At 56.5% G+C, this 20986-nt stretch carries 22 protein-coding genes and 2 pseudogenes; 13 read left to right on the top strand and 11 right to left on the bottom strand.

Going from position 1 to position 20986, the window contains the following annotated elements; all coding sequences use genetic code 11:
- Positions 1-9: 9 nt before the first annotated feature.
- The 4 genes from L977_RS19195 to L977_RS19180 form a co-directional block, all read right to left on the bottom strand.
- Positions 10-390, bottom strand: a complete 381-nt coding sequence (locus tag L977_RS19195) for a response regulator transcription factor (protein WP_047626625.1) — start codon at positions 388-390, stop codon at positions 10-12.
- 23 nt (positions 391-413) lie between these two features.
- On the bottom strand, positions 414-674 hold the full coding sequence (locus L977_RS19190; RefSeq protein ID WP_047626624.1) for a XapX domain-containing protein: 261 nt from the start codon (positions 672-674) through the stop codon (positions 414-416).
- Positions 671-886 (bottom strand): DUF1427 family protein, encoded by a 216-nt coding sequence (locus tag L977_RS19185; protein WP_014882382.1) that lies wholly within the window; start codon positions 884-886, stop codon positions 671-673. The genes L977_RS19190 and L977_RS19185 overlap by 4 nt, the downstream gene beginning before the upstream one ends.
- Before the next feature lie 61 nt (positions 887-947).
- Complete coding sequence (locus L977_RS19180; RefSeq protein ID WP_023331928.1) at positions 948-1634, bottom strand: hydrolase; 687 nt, start codon at positions 1632-1634, stop codon at positions 948-950.
- Positions 1635-1850: 216 nt separating this feature from the next.
- Here L977_RS19180 and L977_RS19175 point away from each other — a divergent pair, with 216 nt between their 5' ends.
- From L977_RS19175 to L977_RS19160, 4 genes are read left to right on the top strand one after another with little or no spacing between them, the layout of a single operon-like run.
- Positions 1851-3722 (top strand): amidohydrolase, encoded by a 1872-nt coding sequence (locus tag L977_RS19175; protein ID WP_023331927.1) that lies wholly within the window; start codon positions 1851-1853, stop codon positions 3720-3722.
- Positions 3722-4129 carry a DoxX family protein gene (locus L977_RS19170; RefSeq protein WP_014882379.1) on the top strand — a complete coding sequence of 136 codons (408 nt, stop codon included), beginning with the start codon at positions 3722-3724 and terminating at the stop codon, positions 4127-4129. The genes L977_RS19175 and L977_RS19170 overlap by 1 nt, the downstream gene beginning before the upstream one ends.
- Positions 4126-5745 (top strand): MFS transporter, encoded by a 1620-nt coding sequence (locus tag L977_RS19165; protein ID WP_047626621.1) that lies wholly within the window; start codon positions 4126-4128, stop codon positions 5743-5745. Before L977_RS19170 ends, L977_RS19165 begins: the two co-directional genes overlap by 4 nt.
- 30 nt (positions 5746-5775) lie before the next feature.
- Entirely contained in the window at positions 5776-6597 is an 822-nt protein-coding gene (locus tag L977_RS19160; protein ID WP_014882377.1) for an alpha/beta fold hydrolase, read from the top strand.
- Here the strand turns inward: L977_RS19160 and L977_RS19155 are convergent.
- A complete protein-coding gene (locus L977_RS19155) occupies positions 6560-7981 on the bottom strand; it encodes an MFS transporter (RefSeq protein ID WP_047626618.1) in 1422 nt (473 codons plus the stop codon). The genes L977_RS19160 and L977_RS19155 overlap by 38 nt on opposite strands.
- Positions 7982-8031: 50 nt before the next feature.
- On the bottom strand, positions 8032-9120 hold the full coding sequence (locus L977_RS19150) for a cellulase family glycosylhydrolase (RefSeq protein WP_047626617.1): 1089 nt from the start codon (positions 9118-9120) through the stop codon (positions 8032-8034).
- Positions 9121-9305: 185 nt separating this feature from the next.
- Between L977_RS19150 and L977_RS19145 the strand changes: the two genes are divergently transcribed.
- On the top strand, positions 9306-10313 hold the full coding sequence (locus tag L977_RS19145; RefSeq protein ID WP_023331922.1) for a LacI family DNA-binding transcriptional regulator: 1008 nt from the start codon (positions 9306-9308) through the stop codon (positions 10311-10313).
- On the opposite strand, the gene fosA is transcribed toward L977_RS19145, so the two are convergent.
- On the bottom strand, positions 10299-10724 hold the full coding sequence (gene fosA, locus L977_RS19140; RefSeq protein ID WP_047626616.1) for a FosA/FosA2 family fosfomycin resistance glutathione transferase: 426 nt from the start codon (positions 10722-10724) through the stop codon (positions 10299-10301). The genes L977_RS19145 and fosA overlap by 15 nt on opposite strands.
- Positions 10725-10923: 199 nt before the next feature.
- Between fosA and trpS the strand changes: the two genes are divergently transcribed.
- Together trpS and L977_RS19130 are read left to right on the top strand one after the other, a co-directional pair.
- A complete protein-coding gene (gene trpS / locus L977_RS19135) occupies positions 10924-11928 on the top strand; it encodes a tryptophan--tRNA ligase (RefSeq protein ID WP_047626614.1) in 1005 nt (334 codons plus the stop codon).
- A gap of 576 nt (positions 11929-12504) precedes the next feature.
- Entirely contained in the window at positions 12505-12876 is a 372-nt protein-coding gene (locus L977_RS19130; RefSeq protein WP_047626644.1) for a hypothetical protein, read from the top strand.
- 58 nt (positions 12877-12934) lie between these two features.
- On the opposite strand, the pseudogene L977_RS24365 reads toward L977_RS19130, so the two are convergent.
- From L977_RS24365 to L977_RS24065, 4 genes and pseudogenes are all read right to left on the bottom strand, one after another.
- Positions 12935-13402 (bottom strand): annotated as a pseudogene (locus L977_RS24365) (SymE family type I addiction module toxin).
- A gap of 444 nt (positions 13403-13846) precedes the next feature.
- Positions 13847-14332 carry an Hcp family type VI secretion system effector gene (locus L977_RS19115; protein ID WP_008501360.1) on the bottom strand — a complete coding sequence of 162 codons (486 nt, stop codon included), beginning with the start codon at positions 14330-14332 and terminating at the stop codon, positions 13847-13849.
- Position 14333: 1 nt separating this feature from the next.
- The gene (locus L977_RS19110) at positions 14334-14852 is read right to left on the bottom strand and encodes a hypothetical protein (protein WP_047626607.1); all 519 of its coding nucleotides are present in this window, start codon (positions 14850-14852) and stop codon (positions 14334-14336) included.
- Positions 14833-15348, bottom strand: coding sequence for a DUF2778 domain-containing protein (locus L977_RS24065; protein WP_072034158.1), 516 nt, complete (start codon positions 15346-15348; stop codon positions 14833-14835). The genes L977_RS19110 and L977_RS24065 overlap by 20 nt, the downstream gene beginning before the upstream one ends.
- Before the next feature lie 638 nt (positions 15349-15986).
- On the opposite strand from L977_RS24065, the gene L977_RS19105 reads away from it, so the two are divergent.
- The 6 genes and pseudogenes from L977_RS19105 to L977_RS19075 form a co-directional block, all read left to right on the top strand.
- Positions 15987-17000 carry an HNH endonuclease domain-containing protein gene (locus L977_RS19105; RefSeq protein ID WP_047626606.1) on the top strand — a complete coding sequence of 338 codons (1014 nt, stop codon included), beginning with the start codon at positions 15987-15989 and terminating at the stop codon, positions 16998-17000.
- Entirely contained in the window at positions 17000-17584 is a 585-nt protein-coding gene (locus L977_RS19100) for a class I SAM-dependent methyltransferase (RefSeq protein WP_047626604.1), read from the top strand. The genes L977_RS19105 and L977_RS19100 overlap by 1 nt, the downstream gene beginning before the upstream one ends.
- 31 nt (positions 17585-17615) lie before the next feature.
- Positions 17616-17741 (top strand): hypothetical protein, encoded by a 126-nt coding sequence (locus L977_RS25165; protein ID WP_269430398.1) that lies wholly within the window; start codon positions 17616-17618, stop codon positions 17739-17741.
- A gap of 10 nt (positions 17742-17751) precedes the next feature.
- Positions 17752-19087, top strand: a pseudogene (gene tnpC, locus L977_RS24060) (IS66 family transposase).
- A 212-nt stretch (positions 19088-19299) separates the two neighbouring features.
- A complete protein-coding gene (locus L977_RS19080) occupies positions 19300-20250 on the top strand; it encodes a WYL domain-containing protein (protein ID WP_047626600.1) in 951 nt (316 codons plus the stop codon).
- Positions 20250-20986 (top strand): DEAD/DEAH box helicase (locus L977_RS19075; protein ID WP_047626598.1); only part of this gene is annotated, 737 nt, incomplete at its 3' end. The genes L977_RS19080 and L977_RS19075, both read left to right, overlap by 1 nt.

Here is a 20986-nt window from a genome sequence, read left to right as displayed (position 1 = left end):
CCGCGATCCTTATTGTCGGCGGGCCAGCTCCCGCTGAATATGATCCAGCAGAATATCGATGTTAATCGGCTTACGCAAAAATGCAGCGGCGCCCAGACTGAGGGCGTACCGCTGCATATTTTCATCAGCATGACCGGAGATAAAGAGTACAGGAGGAGGCGGTACGGCCAGCAGCCGCAGCTTGTCGAACAGATCAAGGCCGCTCATGCCTCGCAGCTTGATATCGGTGATCACCAGCGCCGCGCCGGACAGCGCGAGAGGATGGCTCAGGAACCCCTCAGCCGAATCAAACGTATCGGTCGAATACCCTTCCGACTCCAGGAGATTACTCAACCCGCTGCGGACGGAACGTTCGTCATCAATGATGGCAATGCGCCACGGCAGCGTCATGCGGTCTTTCCTCTCACAAATCATTAAACGTCGCGCGTGTCCTTCGCGGGCGCCGGGGGCGCCGTGCCGCTGATTTTCGGTACGCATTCGTGACGAAACCAGGCGAGGGTCAGCGGTTCGCGACTCATTAAGCGCCGTCCCACCGGGATGAGCTGTTCCCCCACCAGCATGCCAAACAGGCCAAGCAGGGCGACAACCGGCGGTGCCGGCGAATGGACGTCGAGCAGAGCGTAAATTACCCCAGCTACCACGCCGCACGCCAGCGAAATGATCCATGCTTTCATGACGATGCTCCTGTCTGCGGTGCTGCCGGAACGGTGACCTGTGCAGGCGCACTGTCGCGGGATAACAGATGCCGCGTCGCCTGTTCACCCGCCAGCATCCCCAGCAGGCCAATCAGCGCCAGAGCGGGCGGCGCGGGGGAGCGCACCTTCAGCACGGCATACATCAGGCCAATCAACACGCCTGCCGCAAGGGATATCAGCCCAGTACTCATTGTGAACTCCAGAGAAAAAAGCAGCGGCGAGCCGGATGAGGGGCCAGCCCGCCGACAGGGCTTAGCGAGCCGGGACCGGCGCTAAGGTGCGGTGCTCGCTCTTCTGGCGAGACGGCGCTTTGTGCACCATGGTGTAGGCGTAATCGACGCCCATGCCGTACGCGCCGGAGTGCTCGCGCACGATATCCATTACCGCGGTGTAGGTCTCTTTACGCGCCCAGTCGCGCTGCCACTCCAGCATGACCTGCTGCCAGGTCACCGGGATCACGCCCGCCTGGATCATGCGCTGCATCGCGAAGTCGTGGGCTTCTTTTGACGTGCCGCCGGAGGCATCCGCCACCATATAAATTTCATAATCGCCTTCCAGCATCGCGCACAGGGCAAAGCTGTTGTTGCACACTTCGGTCCACAGACCTGCTACCACGACTTTCTTCTTGCCGTTGGCCTTCAGCGCGTCACGCACTTTCTGGTCGTCCCAGGAGTTCATGGAGGTACGCTCCAGAATGTCCTGGCCCGGGAACACGTCCAGCAGTTCCGGATAGGTGTTACCGGAGAAGCTTTCGGTCTCTACGGTGGTGATGATGGTCGGGATATTGAAGACTTTCGCCGCTTTCGCCAGCGCCACGGTGTTATTTTTCAGCACCTGGCGGTCAATAGACTGCACGCCAAACGCCATCTGAGGCTGGTGATCGATAAAGATAATCTGGCAGTTCGCAGGGGTTAACACTTCGAGCTTTGAAGAGGTCATAGCATTTTCCAGTGGTTAAGGGTGAAATCGCCGTGAGCGCACGGCGATAAAGTCACGCTCATCCTGCGGTTTATCGCCCCTTGGCGTAATTATCTCTTCGTATAGTTAACCTTAGGTATAGTTATACTTTGGTATACCTATCCTATTGTATAACTGGATCTTTGCCGAAACCGGTTCCCATAATCCTGACCATTCCCCTCTCAGTCAGGAGCAGTTATGGTTACCCTCGGTAAAGCCGATCTCATTCTGGTTAATGGCCAGTTTCATACCGTCGATCGCGAGAACCCCATCGCGGAAGCCGTTGCCGTGCGCGATGGAAAATTTCTGGAAGTGGGTACCGTCGCTGAGGTGATGCAACATCACTGCGACGGTACGAAAGTGGTCGATTTGAAAGGCCACACCGCCATCCCCGGGCTGAACGATTCACACCTGCACCTCATTCGCGGCGGGCTGAACTACAACCTCGAGCTGCGCTGGGAAGGCGTGCCGTCGCTGGCCGATGCCCTGCGGATGCTGAAAGAGCAGGCCCTGCGCACGCCGTCGCCGCAGTGGGTACGCGTGGTGGGCGGCTGGACCGAGTTCCAGTTTGCCGAACGCCGCATGCCGACGCTGGACGAGATCAACGCCGCCGCCCCGGACACCCCGGTTTTCATCCTGCACCTCTACGACCGCGCCCTGCTCAACCGCGCCGCGCTGAAGGTGGTCGGCTATACCAAAGACACGCCGAACCCGCCGGGCGGCGAGATCCAGCGTGACGCCAACGGCAACCCAACCGGGATGCTGATTGCGCGCCCGAACGCCATGATCCTCTACGCCACGCTGGCCAAAGGGCCGAAGCTGCCGCTGGAGCAGCAGGTTAACTCCACCCGCCAGTTTATGCGCGAGCTGAACCGCCTGGGCTTAACCAGCGCCATCGACGCCGGCGGCGGTTTCCAGAACTACCCGGAAGATTACGAGGTGATTGCCGAGCTGCACGAGAAAAAGCAGATGACCATCCGCATCGCCTACAACCTGTTTACCCAGCGTCCGGGCCACGAGCTGGAGGACTTTGAGAAATGGACCGACATGCTCACGCCGGGCCAGGGCAGCGACTTCTTCCGCCATAACGGCGCGGGCGAGATGCTGGTCTTCTCCGCCGCCGATTTTGAAGATTTCCTCGAACCCCGCCCGGATCTCGCGCCGGGCATGGAGGACGAGCTGGAGCGCGTGGTGCGCCATCTGGTGGAGCACCGCTGGCCGTTCCGCCTGCACGCCACCTATAACGAATCCATCAGCCGCATGCTGGACGTCTTCGAGAAGGTGAACCGCGACATTCCGTTCAACGGCCTGCACTGGTTCTTTGACCACGCGGAAACCGTCACCCAGGCCAACATCGACCGCATCAAAGCGCTCGGGGGCGGCATTGCCGTCCAGCACCGTATGGCCTTCCAGGGCGAGTACTTTGCCGAACGTTACGGTATCGAAGCCACCCGCCATACACCGCCGGTGGCGAAAATGCTGGAGACCGGGGTACCGGTGGGCTTAGGCACCGACGCCACCCGCGTGGCGAGCTACAACCCGTGGACCGCGCTCTACTGGCTGGTCTCCGGCCGTACCGTCGGCGGGATGCAGATGTACGACCACAGCGCCCGTCTGGATCGCGATACCGCCCTGATGCTCTGGACCCAGGGCAGCGCGTGGTTCTCCAGCGAGCAGAATCAGAAGGGGCAGATCAAGGTCGGCCAGCTCGCCGACCTGGCCGTACTCAGCAAAGACTACTTCCGCGTGCCGGAAGAGGAGATCAAGGGCATCGAGTCCGTCCTGACGGTGGTCAACGGCGATATCGTCTACGCGGCAGGCACCTTTGGCCCGCTCGCGCCGCCCGCCATTCCGGTTCTGCCCGACTGGTCCCCGGTCGTGAAAGTACCGGGCCACTACCGCAGCGCGCCGCCGCAGGCCGCACGCGTGGGCATGAGCGCCGTTCACCACTGCAGCGGCCCGTGCGGGGTTCACAGCCACCAGCATGATTTTGCCCGCACGTCAGAAATGCCGGTGTCCGACGATAACGCTTTCTGGGGGGCGCTGGGCTGCAGCTGCTTTGCATTCTGATGAAAAACACGCTTGCTCCGCCCCGGGTTGACCTGGGGCTGTTCTTCCTGCGCCTGACCGGCAGCCTGCTGCTGCTGTACGTGCACGGCCTGCCAAAGGTGCTGCACTTCAGTGAAGAGCTGACGCGCATTGAAGATCCGTTCGGCTTCGGGCCCTATGCCAGCCTGATCCCGGCCATCGTCGCCGAGGTAATTTGCCCGCTGTTTATCATTGCGGGCGTGTATACCCGCCTGGCGTGCCTGCCGATTATCGCCGTGCTGCTGGTGGCGATGCTGGCGGTGCACCCGAACTGGTCGATTGCCGAAGGACAGTTTGGCTGGCTGTTGCTGATTATCTTTACCACCCTTGCCCTCACCGGCCCGGGCCAGTGGCGATTGCAGCGTAAGGCAGCGGAGAGGTTCGCATGACCCAGGTTAACGACGTTCGCGACGCACACGTCGAAACGACGCACACATCAACGGTTTCGCCCTGGCAGCCGCTAAGCCAGCCGGTGTTCAGGATGCTGTGGATCGCCACGGTGGTCTCTAACGTCGGCTCATGGATGAGCGATGTCGGCATCAACTGGAGCATGCTGACCCTGAGCACCGATCCGCTGGACATCGCGCTGGTGCAGGCCGCCAGCAGCCTGCCGATGTTCCTCTTCGCCCTGCCGTCCGGGGTGATGGCGGATATCGTCGACCGACGTAAATACCTGCTCTTCTCCCAGCTGTGGGTGTTTATCGCCGCCGCCGGGCTGACGGTGCTCTCCTTCACCGGACACGTCACTCCCGCCGTTCTGCTGGTGGCGACATTTCTGCTGAGCGTCGGCGCGGCGATGAGCTCGCCGCCGTTTCAGGCCGTGGTGCCGGACCTGGTGAGCAAGCCCGAGCTGGGTGCCGCCGTGGCGCTGAACTCGCTCGGGGTAAACATCAGCCGGGCGATTGGCCCCGCGCTGGGTGGTTTTCTGCTGTCGCTCGCCGGGCCGTGGATGGTGTTTGCCCTGAACGCGCTGTCCGTGGTCGGCGTGGCGTGGGTACTGTGGCGCTGGCGTCAGGCCCCGACCGTGCAGCGTCTGCCGCCGGAGCATTTCTTCTCGGCGGTGCGATCCGGCATTCGCTACGTGCACGCCGCGCCGGTGCTGCGCAACGTGCTGGTGCGCACCGTGGCCTTCTTCGTTTTCGGCAGCGCGGGCTGGGCGTTACTGCCGCTGGTGGCGCGCCGCGAGCTGGGCTTAGGCCCGGCGGGCTACGGCGTAATGCTGGCGTGCATTGGCCTGGGGGCGATTGCCGGTGCGATTCTGCTGCCGCGCCTGCGCCAGCGGCTGAATGCCGACCGCCTGATGGTGGCCGCCAGCCTGACCTTTGCCCTCACCATGCTGGCGCTGGCGTTTGTGCGCCACGTCTGGCTGCTTAACCTGTTTGAGTTTTTCACCGGCTTCGCGTGGATTGCGGTGCTCTCCACTCTCAATCTCGGCGCGCAGCGCAGCGCCGCCCGCTGGGTGAAGGCCCGCGCGCTGGCGGTGTATCTGACGGTGTTCTTCGGCTCGATGACCGCAGGCAGCGCACTCTGGGGGCAGATCGCCTCCCGGTTCGGTACCCCAACCTCGCTGGTTGTCGCCACGCTGGGGATGGTGCTGGCGAGCGCGACGGTGTTCCGCTGGAAGCTGGAGAAAGATCCGGACCTGAACCTCGACCTGAGCGGTCAGCCGCTGGACGGCGTGGAGATTGACCTGCCAAACGAACGCGGCCCGGTGCTGGTCTCGCACGAGTACCTCATCGACCCGCAACACGCCAAAGCCTTCCTGGAGGCGGTCCACGAGCTGCGCCGGGTGCGCCGCCGCGCCGGGGCGATGAGCTGGGCGGTATATGAAGATATCGAGCGCCCCGGTCTGTTTATCGAGACCTTCCTGATGGGCTCGTGGATTGAGCATCTGCGCCAGCAGGAGCGCCACACCATGAATGACCTCCTGCTGCAGAGCCGCGTTCTGGCTTTTCATCAGGGCACAACCTCACCGGCTATTCGCTACCTGGTCGCGCCGGTATAACCATAACCATCACCTGTACAGGAACACACTATGGCAACGTTTAAGGCAAAAGACGGCACGCAGATTTACTACAAAGACTGTGGCGCGGGTAAACCGGTTCTCTTCAGCCACGGCTGGCCGCTGGACGGCGACATGTGGGACAGCCAGCTGAACTACCTGGCCGAGCGCGGCTTCCGTGCCATCGCCTTTGACCGTCGCGGGTTTGGCCGCTCGGATCAGCCGTGGAACGGTTACGACTACGACACCTTTGCGTCCGACATCAATGACCTGATCACCACCCTGGATCTGCGCGACGTAACGCTGGTGGGCTTCTCCATGGGCGGCGGCGACGTGACCCGTTACATCAATAACTACGGCAGCTCACGCGTCGCCGGTCTGGCGCTGCTGGGCGCGGTCACGCCGATCTTCGGTAAATCCGACTCCTTCCCGCAGGGTGTGGATCAAAGCGTATTCGACGGCATTCGCGACGGACTGCGTAAAGATCGCGCCCAGTTCATCAGCGACTTCGCCACCCCGTTCTACGGTACCAACGCCGGACAAACCGTTTCTGCCGGTGCCCTGACCCAGACGCTGAACATTGCCCTGCTGGCGTCGCTGAAAGGCACCATCGACTGCGTGACCGCGTTCGGCGAAACCGACTTCCGCCCGGATATGGCGAAAATCGACGTGCCGACGCTGGTGATTCACGGCAGTAACGACCAGATCGTGCCGTTTGAAAGCACCGGCAAGCTGGCGGCGGAGATGATCAAAAACGCCACGCTGAAGGTGTACGACAACGCGCCGCACGGCTTTGCGCTGACCCACCAGGACCAGCTCAACGAAGATCTGCTGGCGTTTGTGAAGTCGCTGTAATTTTCTGTAGGCCGGGTAAGGCGCAGCCGCCACCCGGCGCTTTCGCAGACGCGTTCCGCTCTGCCAGCAGCCGACAAATCTCCGCATGCTTCTCCTCGGTAAAGGTAAAGCGCGACATAAAGCCCATTCGGATCAGCGACCCTATCGCCGGCAGCAGGCAAATCCCAAAGAACAGCCCCTCCAGCACGCCTTCACTCTGGATCTGCGCCTGCGGCACGTAGCCTATCATCGTCAGAAACACGCCGATCAACCCGCCGCCCACCGCCACCGACATCTTGCCGGTAAAGGTCTGCCCGGAGAAGGTGATCGCCGCGCAGCGCTTGTGGGTGTGGTACTCCGCGTACTCGATGGTGTCGGCAATCATCGACGAGGTGAGGATGTTGGTCATCATCACAAACAGGGTGCTCAGGCCGAGCAGGATAAACAGCATCGTCACCTGCTGATACCCGACAAACCACATCACCACGCGCACCGCCACGTCCAGCCCGCAGAGGATCATAAACAACTTCCGCTTCTGCATCCGGCGCGTCAGCATCGGGGCGACCAGGCACAGCACTGCCGCGACAATCCCCATCACGCCAATCGCCATCTGCAGGCTGCCGTCGCCCAGGTTGTTGATAAAGAAGTAGATATACAGCCCGCCCGCCACGTTATGGAACACGCAGAAGAAGAACGACAGCAGGACGATAAACAGCGGCTTGTTCTGACGCAGGTTGTGGAAGGTATCGCGGATGGTCACCTTTTCCGGGCTCGGTGGCACGCGCTCTTTGATCTGCATAAAGCCGTTAAGCATCAGCGGCAGGCCCACTAGCATCATCACCAGCGCCGCCATAAAGTAACCTTTGTCGTTACTGTACTGGGCGAAGAACGCCGCCAGCTTCGGGAAGAAGATATTAGCGCAGGCAATCCCGGCGTTCACCCCGAGCATCGCCGCCGTCACCGCGCGGGTGCGCTGGGCGGAGTCGTTGGTCATCACCGACGACATCGACCAGAACGGAATATCGGAGATGGCATACAGCGTCCCCCACAGGATGTAGGTCACCCCCGCGTAGAGGATTTTGGTGGTCATGTCCGCTTCAATTTTATAGAACGACAGCAGCGTGACGCCGGTAATCAACAAAGGGGCGATCAGCAAAAAGTGGCGAAACTTGCCGAACCGGCTGTTAATGGTGTCCATAATGCTGGCAAACAGCGGATCGTGAACCGCGTCCCACGCGCGGGCAATCAGGAAAATGGTACTCGCCGCCAGCGCCGAAATGCCCAGCACGTCGGTGTAAAAATAGTTAATAAACGAACCCACTAAACCAAAGCTAAAACACTGACCTAAACCATAACCAAAATAAGACCACAACTCGCGAGACGGTATTTTCATTGTCATTGCCATTGTTATATGCCTGCCTGGTTGCCCGGCGGTGGACCGCCGGGTCGATATTATTAGTCCTGCGCCTTCGGGGCGATCTTGCGCAGCTGCTGCATTAAAGCGATTTCACGGCGTGAGAACGGGATCCCGTTCTCCTCAAACACGTCGTGGAACCAGAGGCGGCAGTAGTCCGTGGACTCCTTCATCACCACCGGCCACGGCAGCCACGTCTGGGTTTTGCCGCGCACCAGCCCCCACTGGTAGGGCGCGACCTTCGCCGCATACATCAGCGGGAGCTGCTCTTCGATGGTGCTGCCCACGTGGCGCGCCAGCCATTCGGTGCAGAACAGCGGACGACCGAGCGTTTGCAGCTGCTGGATTATCGCCGTCATGCGCCCGGTGTGGGTGTAGGCGTGGAAGCTCACCACGTCAGAGAGCGCCAGCGCGGTCTGGTCCAGCGGATGCCGGAAGAACGTCTCGCCCTCCTCTTCAGGCGGCAGACGCCAGGCGCAGACGGTGAGCGGCTGGGTCGGGTTCTCCTCACGCACCCACCGGAACGCCAGCTTCATCAGCTCATGGGCGCAGGTCTCCAGCTTCGCGTCGTACTGCACCTCCTGCGTGCCCGTCGCGAAAATGCCGCGGTTACCCGACTCGTTATAGAGATCCCACAGCAGCACGCGCTTATCCTCGCGGAACTGGCGCACAACGTCGCGGATATAACGCTCAATCTGCGGCCAACAGTCGGGATCGCACACCTTATCCCGCCCCGGGCTCGCCGCCGCCTGGCTGTTGTGCTTGCCCGGTACGGGCGGCTTTTGCGGGCCGAGGTACGGCTCGTCGCCGGAGAAGCCGCAGTCGTCCATCAGGGTCAGCATGGTGCTGAACCCGCGGCCGTCGGCAATGGTCAAAAACCGGTCGATGCGCGCCATCAGCCCGTCGCGGTCATGCTCCCAGACGATAAACGGCAGGTTGATGCGCAGGGTGTTGTAGCCCGCCTCCGCCGCCCAGCCCAGTTCGCGGTCGATGGTCTCGGCATCGAAGGTCTCTTCCTGCCAGATATCGGTCCAGTTCACCGCCGTCGACGGCAAATAGTTAAACCCGCACAGCCAGCCCTTTTGTTCGTACCACGCCTGTGCCTGCTCCCTGCTCCACTGCTCTTTCATTACGCGTCCTCTTACTGATAATATTTAGCTAATAAATATTAGCTGCGGGATAATTGCGCAAATCACGGCACGCCGAAAAGCGACGGCCTTCACAAAGTTCGCGCTTCGATGAATGAGAAACGTGATCGACGGCGCGTAAGCGCGCGGTTAGGGTATGATGCGAATTCGCGAAAGGGAGAGGACGGATGAAGCGAAAACCGAAAGTGACGATGAACGATATTGCGCGGGCGGCAGGGGTGTCGCAGGCGACGGTATCGCTGGTGCTTAACCAGTCCCGCAACATCAAGCTCAGCGACGACACCCGCCAGCGGGTGATTAACGTGGCCACCGAGCTCGGCTACGACCGCCTCCCCGCCGTTCACGCCCCGCGCAATCAGGAAGAGATCGCCCTGCTGGTGAGCTCCATGCAGAGCTTCGACCCGTTTATCGACGCCATCAGCCAGGCGCGGGAAGCGGCGTGGCGCAACGAGACCCTGCTCACCGTTTACGACTACGGCGACGACATCGAGCTGGCGCTGAACATCATCCGCCAGCTGGAGAAGCGCAACTGCATCGGGATTATTCTCGCGTCTCCGGTCACCACGCTGGTGGACATGACGGCCTTCGAGGACTGCACCCGCATCCCGCTGGTGCTGCTCAACCAGCGCGACCCCGGCTCGCCGCTGCTGCCGTCGTTTATTCCGGACGACTACGCCAACGCTTTTCAGGTCACTAAACACCTCATTGCCTGCGGGGCGACGCGCATCGCCCACATTACCGGGGAGAGCTGGATGGAGGCCTCCCGCCAGCGTCTCGCGGGCTACCAGGCGGCATTACAGCAGGCCGGACTCGCGTGTGACGACGGCCTGGTGCGCCAGACCAACTGGCAGTTCAGCGAGTCCTTTACCGCCACCACGTCCCTGCTGGAACTGGCCGAGCGCCCGGACGCCATCTTCTGCGCCAGCGACTGGCTGGCGATTGGCTGCTATCAGGCGCTGGCGGTGAACGGCGTGCGCATCCCACAGGACATGCTGCTGGCGGGCTACGACGACCAGAAGATCTCCGAGCAGCTCACCCCGCCGCTGACCAGTATCCAGCTGCCCTACAGCGAGCTGGGACGGCTGGCGGTGGAGTACCTGTGCAATCAGGAAGATGCCGCCACGCACGTGACGCTGGCGGGCAGGCTGAAGGTGCGCGCCTCAAGCCTCGTCTGAGGTAAACACCATGCCCGCATAGGGCTTCTCGCGACACGCCGCCAGCCGCGCGGCGAGGCTGCCCACGTGCAGCTCCAGCTTGTGCCCGTCCGGGTCGAGAAAATAGAACGATGCCCCCTCGCTTTTGTTCTGCTTCCAGACGGTGACGCCCGCCTGCTCCAGCTTATTCGAGAACGGTTCAAATTCCGCCTCCGCCACGGTAAACGCGTAGTGGGTGTAGTCGCTCTTCTGCGGCGGCACATACTGGCGCGCCTCGTCGTACGACAGGCAGACCCACAGATCGCCGCAGGTGAGATAGGCCCCGGTATTCCAGCGGGCGTGGAGCGTCAGCCCCAGCAGCTCGTGCCAGAAGGTGATGCTTTTTTGCAGGTCGCTGACCGCGAGGGTCAGGTGGTTGAGTGATCGCAGCATAATGTGCCCTTTTGTTTTTCGCGCCGGACGTGATACGGTAAAAGCATGAACATAAACCACGCCGTGCTCACCGTAAACCGCTGGTGGCTGCCTTCTTAAAGGCGGCTCGGAGTTGTTTTCCCCATTTTCAGATAGCCGCCGAAAGGCGGCTTTCTCACATCTAAGACCCCTTTCGGAAACTGCACATTAAGGAGTCTTTATGAACGCACCAACCATCCTCACCGGCGACCGCCCAACCGGCCCGCTGCACCTCGGCCACTTCGTCGGATCGCTGCGCCAGCGCGTGGCGCTCCAGCAGACGCACAGCCAGTTTGTGCTGATTGCCGACCTGCAGGGGCTGACCGACAACGGCAGCAACCCGCAAAAAATCCGCGACAACATTCCAGAAGTGCTGGCCGACTACCTCGCCGCGGGCATCGACCCGAACCTGACCACGATCTGCCTGCAGTCCGCCCTGCCCGCCCTCGCCGAGCTGACGATGCTGTATATGAACATCGTCACCGTCGCCCGCGTGGAGCGTAATCCGACGGTGAAAAACGAGATTGTGCAGAAGGGCTTTGCCCGCTCGCTGCCGGTCGGGTTTATGGCCTACCCCATCAGCCAGGCGGCGGACATCACGGCGTTTAAGGCCGAGTGCGTGCCCGTCGGCGACGACCAGCTGCCGATGATTGAGCAGACCAACGAGATTGTGCACAAGATGAACAGTCTGCTGCCCGCCCCGGTGCTGCGCCACTGCAGGGCGATGCTGAGCGACACCAGCCGCCTGCCTGGCATCGACGGCAGCGCCAAGATGTCGAAATCGCTCGGCAACACGCTGCACCTTTCGGCCAGCGAAGAGACCATTCATCGTGCGGTCAGCGCCATGTACACCGACCCGAACCACCTGAAGGTGAGCGATCCGGGGCAGATTGAGGGGAACGTGGTATTTACCTACCTCGACGCGTTTCATCCGGACAAGGAGAAAGTGGCGGCGATGAAGGCGCACTATCAGGCGGGGGGACTGGGTGACCGGGCGTGCAAGAACGAGCTGGAGGCGTGTTTGCAGGAGCTGATTGCGCCAATGCGGGAGCGGAGGGCGATGTATATGCAGGACAAGGGTGAACTGATGGCGATGCTGAAGCGCGGGACGGAACGGGCGCAGGGGGTGACGCAAGGGACGTTGAGGGAGGTGAAGGTTGGGCTGGGGGTGCCGGTGTTTAGTTAAAGTCGATATAGCGGTGGAGTGCGGGAGATTAGCATGAAGCCGCTAACTTGATTATTGCGGAACTCAGCGAGGCGCAATAAATTCTGAAATGCATTATTAGCCAATGTCGTTTGTCATTCTTTTGAGAGCGCTATATTCATAGACTCTTTATATTTTTCGAACGTCGTAGCAAATGTTATGAGCAAGTTTATTATTTCCATGCTGAATACGTTACTTTGTGTTTTTGTGATTGTGCTATGCCTCCTATGCATGGGCGTCACTGATAACTGGAAAGAGTGCACTATAGCTATAATCATCACTTTAGGATGCGCACATTTCATGGCCGTTTTACTGAATCGTGTATTGCCTCATAAGTTATCTATCTTAGAAGGAATACTGGAATTATTGGGAGGACCACTATTAGTTATAGGCGCAATTGAGTGCTTTGATGTATTCGAACCCTGGCCGTTAAAAATCATTGGGATGTTTGCGTGGATTATTTTGATTTTCTTTGTACCGTCAATAATAAGTCCCAGGCGTTAACTCGGTCTATTAATGAATGTCTACGTCATTTCCTTACCCACGGAATCCAACATAATGTACCCCACTCTTTCGCAGGTCATTGAAGTAGTGCGTCATTCCTCTGGACATCATCGCAATCACATTGATGCGAACACCCTAATCGAAGCCGACCTTGATATCTGCGGCATGGATGGCGATGCCCTGATAGAAGACTGCGAGGAAGCGTTTGGCGTTACGCTCGTCACTGAAGAAGATGGCTATGAGAAAACTTTTTCCCTCGCTGAAAACGAGTTTCTTTTTAGCACCGAGGGCATAGATTACTTTGGTATCTGCCGCTTGGTTCGCAGGCTACGAGGCATTCCGGAACCTGTAATACGCGATTTAACCGTTGGCGAACTCCATGCTGTACTGGTTAAAACTGTGAAAGACCAAATACATCATGATTGAGTGACTTCTAGCGTAGTGCGGGCATGTGTTCACATGCCCGCGCATACTGGCTTGAAGTTTAAACAGCCTGCCCACTCCCACGCTTAATCACCGGAACATCACCTGTATCATTCAGCGCACCCGGGAAGGTCTTCAACCACTGCGCGACTTTCTGCTTATTGATATTCACCCCGCTCATACCCTCCAGGCATCCCCATAATTCTCTTGTATGCTGAGGCGTAATCACAATGCAGTCTTTCATGGCGCGGATTTTTACGGGCATGCCGTCGATAAAGCCCGCACGGGTTAACCACTCGCCGCCCAGAAGAAGATATTTCATATCTATTCGGGAATAGAGTTCTCAGCAGGCGGCACTGTCCTGCAGCGTCTCCACGCGTGGATGGACGGGCGCCGCGTTGGGCTGGTTGCCGTGCAGACGGCGGGCGCTGTTTTTGCGTGCCAGCTCGCGGTTTTCAATCATGCCGGTGAAAGCGTCTGATTCTGTTTTGCAAACGGTAAACTCTGGCTTAAAATTCGTCGCAGCCATTTTCAACTCCTCGATAGTTGGTTGTGGTTAGCGGTATGGGGGTGTTGCAGCACCTTCATATCGCGAAATATCTCTTTAAATATCCTTCGATACTTCCTTTGCCGTTCGGCGTAATTTCTGGTGCTCATTATACAGGGCTGAATATAAATACAGCGTTTTGGTGTAGGGGAAATTTGGAAATTGCGAGGGGGATTCAGGAAATAGGGTTGGGTCAGGGAAATTACGCAGCGAGGACTATCAGAATATAAGGTGAGCGCCCGCATGAACCTCAGAGCAACCATTCGCCGATCTGCGGGCTGGCAATGAGTTGTTTTATTATCAAGTTCGGTGACCGACTGAGCGATAACCTTTAATACGATGGCAGTTACACAGAATTACGGACAGGCTCCCTTGAGAGGATAAGCGTTAATAAAAAGGAGGCACTCAATGCCTCCTTTCGATTTGTTACGCTCTTACGTTCCAATCGTCCGTATACTGGACATTACCATCAACATAACGCCAGGTGATTTTGTCATACATCAGGGAAACAGATTCCATGTGGTTGATCTGCGAGTTTCCTGCCATTTTAGCGTTTGGCATCCCTGGGTTAATGCCCGTCACTTTCACGCCCTCAATGGTCATGACGAAGTAGCACTCTTCTTGTCCTGCATGGTTAATGCGATACCAGCGAATCTCCGCACTTTTCAACGTTTGACCGGTGGCAACGGCTTTGTATAGATACGGGCTGGAGCTATCAAACTCCTTTTCAATCATCATTGGAGAATGTGAACGCTTGCCAGTAATCTTCCCGTTGGCACTGTCTACTGGAATGTTCAGACCATGACTAAAGCCAACAATCTCTATACTCCCCTCACGATCCTGAACGTCTACAGCTCCTTTAATGTCTGCGCCGCCATCGTCCTTAAGCCACATGTAAGCCGGAATAGGCATTTTACAAACTCCTTTTAGTTGTGATTTTCTTCGTGATGAACCAGTAGCAAACAATCGTTAAGAGCAACTGAAAGCCCACAATCGCCGCCATTATGAAATTTGAATACGTTTGATCCGGGAATAAAGACTGATAAGGCAGCAAGCGAAACAACGCCCAAAACAGGAAGGTAAACCCGAAGATTTTAGCTAACCGTCGCAATGTGGAACTGAACCACTCTCTGGGGATGCCTGCTGGACTAACTTTATGTGTCGCGCCACTGTACGCCGTGGTAATGGCGCTCATGACAGGTACACTGATTAATGTATTGATTAAGATGCTAAAATAGGCGTCTAACGATTCCCAAACCTCTAAATCAGGTTCACCCAAAATGAAGCGGGTAAACTTGTCGGCGCTCTGGAAATCAAAAAGCCCCGTAATAGAATTAACTAATCCATCATACGGAACTATTTCAGCAACGATCAGCATAACAACAGCGAACAGCACTATCTTGATAAATAAACTAAGGGCATGTTTTGCCATTGGAGATCACCTCAATCGTGCCGTATGCCTGTAGCTTCCTCATGCAAGGAACATCTATTCTTTGGCTTCTCAACAGAGCATTACGCAACATGGCAAAATCAGAATCATGTGGGAGAGTGATACAACCTTCTGATAGTACGCCTGGATGCAAACGGAAATTGCCACGCTGAACGCTCTCAATCCATGTGTAATCGTCGATCCCCCAATCATCTCGCCATAATGCGAACCATTCAGAATGTTTGAATGTTGCACCATTGGCGAAGTGATTATAAATGTCTCTTCCCGCTGTGTTTAGCTGTGACTTGAGTCCACCTTGAGGGCGGTCAACAATCCAGTATTTACCCGCTGGTACTGGCCCCTCTTTGGGGATCATTCCACATGCCCCACGATTACGGTAAGCACCATTACCAGAGAAAGCTAAAAACGTGCCTATACCAGGAAACGATAACGGGGAGTAGTACGCATCATTAATTACGAACTTTCCATGTAGAGCCATAGATAACCCTTTTATCTATAATGATTTTTTGGATTATCGTACTCCTACGCAATCGAACATAAGAAGGTTTTATTCTGAAAGAACTCTGATTTTCAGACAATAGCCCGTTGGTGTTAAGACAACGTGTAAGGCCTGTTAGGCGGTAACATCAGAGGTGTGTCAGGAAGCGAAGTTTATCAAGTTGACCATGTACCCTAAGGGGCGAGACCGAACCGCTGGCAGAGTGACCTGCTCCCCGATGTTAGTAATGTCTTCATAAGCCACATGAGGACATCTCCATGAAGATGCGTTTTTCCGACTGGCGTGATTACTGCTGCCTATTATACAGAGATGAATATAAATACAGCGGTTTTGCGATAGGTAAAATTGGGAAATACGAGGGGGATTCAGGGAATGGATTTGGGGGATCCTGGTAAATCGCTGGCTTGAAAATCAGTCTTATTTTCCTCATCCAGAAATCTATTTATTCGCTAAATTGCCTTAGACGGCAAATCCGTCGCATCCAGCCCTTGTTCTCAGATCCCACAAAATTCATCAAACCTATAGATTAACGATTTACATCACCCTGATTTTGTTATGTGATCCTGTTACAGGCTTTAGTAACGCCCTGCCCAGCCAACCGTAACAGGACTTCATCGATGGAATTTTATCAGGCCGATCCGACGCTTGAGAACTACTGGCGTGGTGTGATCCTCTTTGGAAGGAACGTCGCATCTTACAAATTTGCGCTGGCGTCGGCGTTGTATGAAGTGGATAAGACGGGCAGCGATTTGATAACGCTCGACCAGCTTGCCGTACCGTTCAGCCGCTATCTTTGCGAGCACCTGAAGCATGCGCCAAAACAGATCACCTCCCGCAGCAGCCAATTTCTCGAGACCTGTCTGAAGTTCAACCGAGGTGAAATCACGCATGCCCAACTCATTGAAGCGACGGTGCGCCTTGGCTTTAACAACGTGATTGATGCCTTTCATTACGTGAACCAGGGCGAGATCGATAAACGTTTTTTCCTTGATGAGCGCAAAACCCACAACGGGATCCGCCTGACGGATAACTTCTTTTTACTGGGTGAACGCCTGCAGTATAAAAACCTCGCCTTTGAAACCAATGCCCGCTGGAACCTGGTGGAACAGGCATGGTCGATGGGGATTTCACGTAACCTTGTGGGTGTGGAGTTCGACGAAGATAATCAGCTGCTGTTCACGAGGGTAAACGCGCGTCGCGTAGACATCACCAGCTGCCGCGACAGCCTGAATGGTTACCAGAAAGGACGATGTTTTTTCTGCTTTAAACCCATCAGTCTGGTAACGGGAGACGCAGAACTGGCGGACGTCGACCACTTTATTCCCTGGGCTGCCCGCAAAGAAGTGAGCAATATTAACGGTGTATGGAACTTAGTGCTGGCCTGTCGGTGTTGTAACCGTGGCGTCGAAGGCAAGTCGGCACGCATTCCCGATCTCAGGCTCCTGCAGCGGTTGCACACCCGCAATGAGTATTTTATTCAGAGCAAACTGCCGTTACATGAGACAATTGTTCTACAGACAGGGCAACATCCTGAAGCACGTAAAAGCTTTCTCCAGCGCAACTGGCAGGCTGCGCTGGACAAACTTATCCATACCTGGAAACCCAACGCGGAAGGCGAGGCAACGTTTTAATGACACTTCACTACTATCAGAACCACGCGCAGGATTTCTTCGATGGGACGGTCAATGTCGATATGACTCCGCTATATGAGGCCTTCACCCAACATCTGCCTCACGGTGCCCGGGTTCTGGATGCGGGCTGTGGTTCAGGCCGGGACGCAAAAGCCTTTCATGAGATGGGTTATCTGGTGGATGCTTTTGATGCCTCTTCCGCGATGGTGGAACTGGCAAGGCAACATACCGGGCTACCCGTGCAGTTGATGGCGTTTACAGATATCGACGGTAAAGCGCAGTACGATGGGATCTGGTGCTGTGCCTCTTTGCTGCATGTCCCCTCTTCTGAGTTGCCTGCGGTGATGCAGAAGATTGCGGACGCGCTAAAGCCTGGCGGCGTCTGGTATGTGTCCTTTAAGTATGGCAACGGTGAGCGTGTGCAGGGGGAAAGACGATTTACGGATCTGGATGAAGAGGGGTTGCGGGAGTTGCTGAGGGTGGTTCCGGGGATGGAGATAGCTTCGCTGTGGGCGACTCAAGATAACCGCCCGGACAGGGATGAGACATGGCTGAATGGGGTATTACGAAAAAGCGCCGCATGATTATCAGGCGGTGCTAATCGACACGGAGTAAGTGAGCTCAGTCATTCATCACTTTAGTCAGCTCAACTTCACCCGTAGCGGTATTGAGGCAGCCAAAGCGCCTGCTGTCGCCACTTACCCTGCTGTAATCCTGATTACCTCGCGGGCAACCTGGTAACATACCCGCTATGAACGAATCTCTTCCCGACGACATCGCCCTGCTTAAACAGCGCTTGGCCGAACAACAAGCGCAGATACTCGCTCTTGAAGCAAAGCTTGCCTCACGCGAGCGCGAAGTTGACTACCTGCAGGCGCAACTGGATAAGCTGTGGTGTATGAACTTCGGCAGCCGCTCTGAAAAGGTGACGGCGCGCTGTCGTACCTGGGCGAAGACGCGGCAGAACAGCTGGAGCTGATGCGCAGCGCGTTCCGGGTTATCCGCACCGTTCGGGGAAAACACGCCTGTAATAAGTGCGACCGCATCGTGCAGGCACCCGCACCGTCGCGGCCCATCGAGCTCGGCATCGCCGGTCCGGGGCTGCTGGCGCGGGCGCTGACGTAGAGGTACGCGGAGCACACGCCGCTGAACCGGCAGTCGGAGATATACGGACACGCTCAGCCGCTCGCTGCTGTCGGGCTGGGTTGACGCGTGCTGCCAGCTGCTGTCGCCGCTGGATGGAGCGCTCTCGCGCAACATGCTGACAGACGGCAAGCTTCATGCCGATGATACCCCCGTACTGGTTCTGCTGCCGGGCAACGGCAAAATCAAAACCGGTAGCCTGTGGACCTACGTGCGCGACGACCGCAACGCGGGCTCGGTGATGGCCCCGGCGGTGTAGTTCGCGTACTCGCCGGACCGAAAAGGCATCCATCCTCAGACGCTCCTGGCCGGGTTCATCGGTGTGCTGCAGGCGGACGCTTACGCCGAGTTCAACGAGCTGTACCGCGAAGACCAGATAAAGGAATCGGCGTGCTGGGCGCACGCGCGGCGCAAAATCCACGACGTGCACATGCGGACGCCGTCAGAGCTGACAACCGAAGCACTACGCCGCATCGGTGACGCTGTACGGAATCGAAGCGGGCATCCGGGGTAAAAGCGCGGCGGAACGGCTCGCTGTCCGGCAGGAAAAAACGGTGCCGCTGCTGACCGCGCTGGAGGGCTGGCTGCGTGAGAAACAGAAAACCCTCTCGCGGCACTCGGAGCTGGCGAAGGCATTCGCGTATGCGCTCAATCAGTGGGGTGCGCTGAAATACTACGCGAGCGATGGCTGGGCAGAAGATGACAACAACATCGCGGAAAACGCGCTACGGACAGTGAGTCTTGGGCGGAAGAATTACCTGTTCTTCGGCTCGGGCCACGGTGGCGATCGTGGTGCGCAGCTGTACGGGTTAATCGGGAGCTGCAGGCTGAATGGCATCGATCCTGAGCGTTATCTTCGTCACGTGCTGTCGGTGATAGCTGACTGGCCGGTAAACCGCGTGGGTGAGTTACTGCCGTGGCGCGTCACTCTGCCCGTGGGGTAATGCCCGTGGGGTAATCTCCGGGTCATCCTGTCAATACGGTTCTCGCTGAACGCTTACGAATTATCTGGTAGGATACAACCTAATAAATTTGATTATGTTAGTGCGTAGTAAATGCGCAATCAGCACTAGGGGATGAAGATGGTCTCTTGGCTAACCCTAATATGGGCATTCATTGAAACACGGATAAAGCGCGACTTAGGTATAGAAGACTCATGACTAATGATGGTCTGAAGCAAAAGATAGTGGAGAAGCCAGATAGGCTTTTGCAGATAGCGCAGTTGCCTCAAGCAACCAGGGATCGCATTGCTCATATTGACTTCACCTTGTTGTTCAAAGGAGAAGCGGTGCGAGCTGATTTGGTAGATCGCTTCAGCATAGCCGCCGCACAGGCAACAAAAGACTTCACTATGTACCGAGAGCTTGCGCCAGGCAACATTGAATATGACCAAAAGCTCAAATTGCACAAGCGCGGTGAAGCTTTTGCCCCCCTGTTCGACTATGACGTTGCGAGAACGCTGGCGACGATTAGCCAAGGGTACGGAGATGGCTTTACTGGAAAGGTAAAACCGCCACTGGCTTGTGAGGCGCCTTATCACCTTAACAAGCCGAGTTTATCGATAGTGGCGAAAGTCACCGAGGCCATACACAAAGGCAAAGTCTTGAGTATCACCTATGTGTCGTTATCGAGCGGTGAAACAATGCGTGAAATTGTGCCGCATTCGCTGGTGGACAATGGCCTGCGTTGGCACGTTCGTGGTTTTAACCGCAAGCATGGTGAATTCCGTGACTTTGTACTGACCCGAATTAAAGCAGCTGTTGTGCTTGACGATTCCACTTTGTCTGAAACGGAGCTCGAAACCCAAGATCGACAATGGAATCGGTTTGTTGAGCTGGAATTAGTACCACATCCACGCATTCAGCACAGTGAAGCGATTGAGTTAGATTATGGCATGGTTAACGGAGTCATGAAGGTTGAGGTGAGAGCCGCTGTCGCTGGCTACTTGCTGAGACGCTGGAATGTGGATTGTACATTAGATCATTCTCAAGTAGGACGTGAGTATCAACTTTACCTGCGGAATGCACAGGCCTTATATGGTGTCTCTAATTTAAGTATTGCGCCAGGCTATGAGAGACATGAAGTTAAGAGTGATATGGAGCGCTGATGCTTAAACTCGAGGACGCTAAAAAAGATGCACAAGTTCGCGGCATTCTTGCTGAGGAAATTGTTCGCATTGTGCAGGTAGAACCTGTCGGTGATGCTGCGATTACGGTTTATTATAAAGACAGCCAAGGCAAACTGGGTGAGCAAATGCTGTTTCGCTCGGATGAACCACGTCTTGAGCTTGCTACAGTAGGTCGACCTTGGGCATTTGATGCGCCAGGTGCCGAATTTAAACTCGGCCTAGAAGCTTACCGCATTAGCCAGGCAGCGCTGTTCGATCCTATGATGGCTGTGCACACCTCAAACGTTGAGCCGCTCCCCCACCAAATTTCAGCTGTTTACGAATCAATGCTACCAAAGCAGCCTCTTCGATTCGTACTGGCAGACGATCCTGGTGCCGGTAAAACAATTATGGCTGGGCTGTTGATCCGTGAACTTATAATGCGCGGAGATGCTAAGCGCATATTGATCGTTTCTCCTGGCTCCCTTACAGAGCAGTGGCAAGATGAACTCCTCGAAAAGTTTGGTGTTACGTTCGATATTTTCAGCCGAGAAAAGCAAGAACAATGTGCATCCGGCAACTATTTTGATGAGTCAGATTTGCTCATTTGTCGTCTAGATCAGCTATCGCGAAACGAAGATTTCCAAGAAAAACTCAAGAACACAGAGTGGGATCTCATTATCGTGGATGAGGCTCACAGATTATCTGCCAGCTACTTCGGCACAAAAATTAATAA

Origin of the sequence: Enterobacter sp. ZOR0014, assembly GCF_000798855.1 — a bacterium.
In the GTDB taxonomy this organism is placed as follows: Bacteria; Pseudomonadota; Gammaproteobacteria; order Enterobacterales; family Enterobacteriaceae; genus Enterobacter; species Enterobacter kobei.
This window is presented reverse-complemented; position numbering and strand designations above follow the sequence as displayed.

What these genes read in the sequence shown, in the direction of transcription:
- L977_RS19195 (WP_047626625.1), bottom strand. Translation starts at nt 390, where the DNA reads ATGACGCTGCCGTGGCGCATTGCCATCATTGATGACGAACGTTCCGTC.
- L977_RS19190 (WP_047626624.1), bottom strand. Translation starts at nt 674, where the DNA reads ATGAAAGCATGGATCATTTCGCTGGCGTGCGGCGTGGTAGCTGGGGTA.
- L977_RS19185 (WP_014882382.1), bottom strand. Translation starts at nt 886, where the DNA reads ATGAGTACTGGGCTGATATCCCTTGCGGCAGGCGTGTTGATTGGCCTG.
- L977_RS19180 (WP_023331928.1), bottom strand. Translation starts at nt 1,634, where the DNA reads ATGACCTCTTCAAAGCTCGAAGTGTTAACCCCTGCGAACTGCCAGATT.
- L977_RS19175 (WP_023331927.1), top strand. Translation starts at nt 1,851, where the DNA reads ATGGTTACCCTCGGTAAAGCCGATCTCATTCTGGTTAATGGCCAGTTT.
- L977_RS19170 (WP_014882379.1), top strand. Translation starts at nt 3,722, where the DNA reads ATGAAAAACACGCTTGCTCCGCCCCGGGTTGACCTGGGGCTGTTCTTC.
- L977_RS19165 (WP_047626621.1), top strand. Translation starts at nt 4,126, where the DNA reads ATGACCCAGGTTAACGACGTTCGCGACGCACACGTCGAAACGACGCAC.
- L977_RS19160 (WP_014882377.1), top strand. Translation starts at nt 5,776, where the DNA reads ATGGCAACGTTTAAGGCAAAAGACGGCACGCAGATTTACTACAAAGAC.
- L977_RS19155 (WP_047626618.1), bottom strand. Translation starts at nt 7,981, where the DNA reads ATGGCAATGACAATGAAAATACCGTCTCGCGAGTTGTGGTCTTATTTT.
- L977_RS19150 (WP_047626617.1), bottom strand. Translation starts at nt 9,120, where the DNA reads ATGAAAGAGCAGTGGAGCAGGGAGCAGGCACAGGCGTGGTACGAACAA.
- L977_RS19145 (WP_023331922.1), top strand. Translation starts at nt 9,306, where the DNA reads ATGAAGCGAAAACCGAAAGTGACGATGAACGATATTGCGCGGGCGGCA.
- fosA (WP_047626616.1), bottom strand. Translation starts at nt 10,724, where the DNA reads ATGCTGCGATCACTCAACCACCTGACCCTCGCGGTCAGCGACCTGCAA.
- trpS (WP_047626614.1), top strand. Translation starts at nt 10,924, where the DNA reads ATGAACGCACCAACCATCCTCACCGGCGACCGCCCAACCGGCCCGCTG.
- L977_RS19130 (WP_047626644.1), top strand. Translation starts at nt 12,505, where the DNA reads ATGTACCCCACTCTTTCGCAGGTCATTGAAGTAGTGCGTCATTCCTCT.
- L977_RS19115 (WP_008501360.1), bottom strand. Translation starts at nt 14,332, where the DNA reads ATGCCTATTCCGGCTTACATGTGGCTTAAGGACGATGGCGGCGCAGAC.
- L977_RS19110 (WP_047626607.1), bottom strand. Translation starts at nt 14,852, where the DNA reads ATGGCAAAACATGCCCTTAGTTTATTTATCAAGATAGTGCTGTTCGCT.
- L977_RS24065 (WP_072034158.1), bottom strand. Translation starts at nt 15,348, where the DNA reads ATGGCTCTACATGGAAAGTTCGTAATTAATGATGCGTACTACTCCCCG.
- L977_RS19105 (WP_047626606.1), top strand. Translation starts at nt 15,987, where the DNA reads ATGGAATTTTATCAGGCCGATCCGACGCTTGAGAACTACTGGCGTGGT.
- L977_RS19100 (WP_047626604.1), top strand. Translation starts at nt 17,000, where the DNA reads ATGACACTTCACTACTATCAGAACCACGCGCAGGATTTCTTCGATGGG.
- L977_RS19080 (WP_047626600.1), top strand. Translation starts at nt 19,300, where the DNA reads ATGACTAATGATGGTCTGAAGCAAAAGATAGTGGAGAAGCCAGATAGG.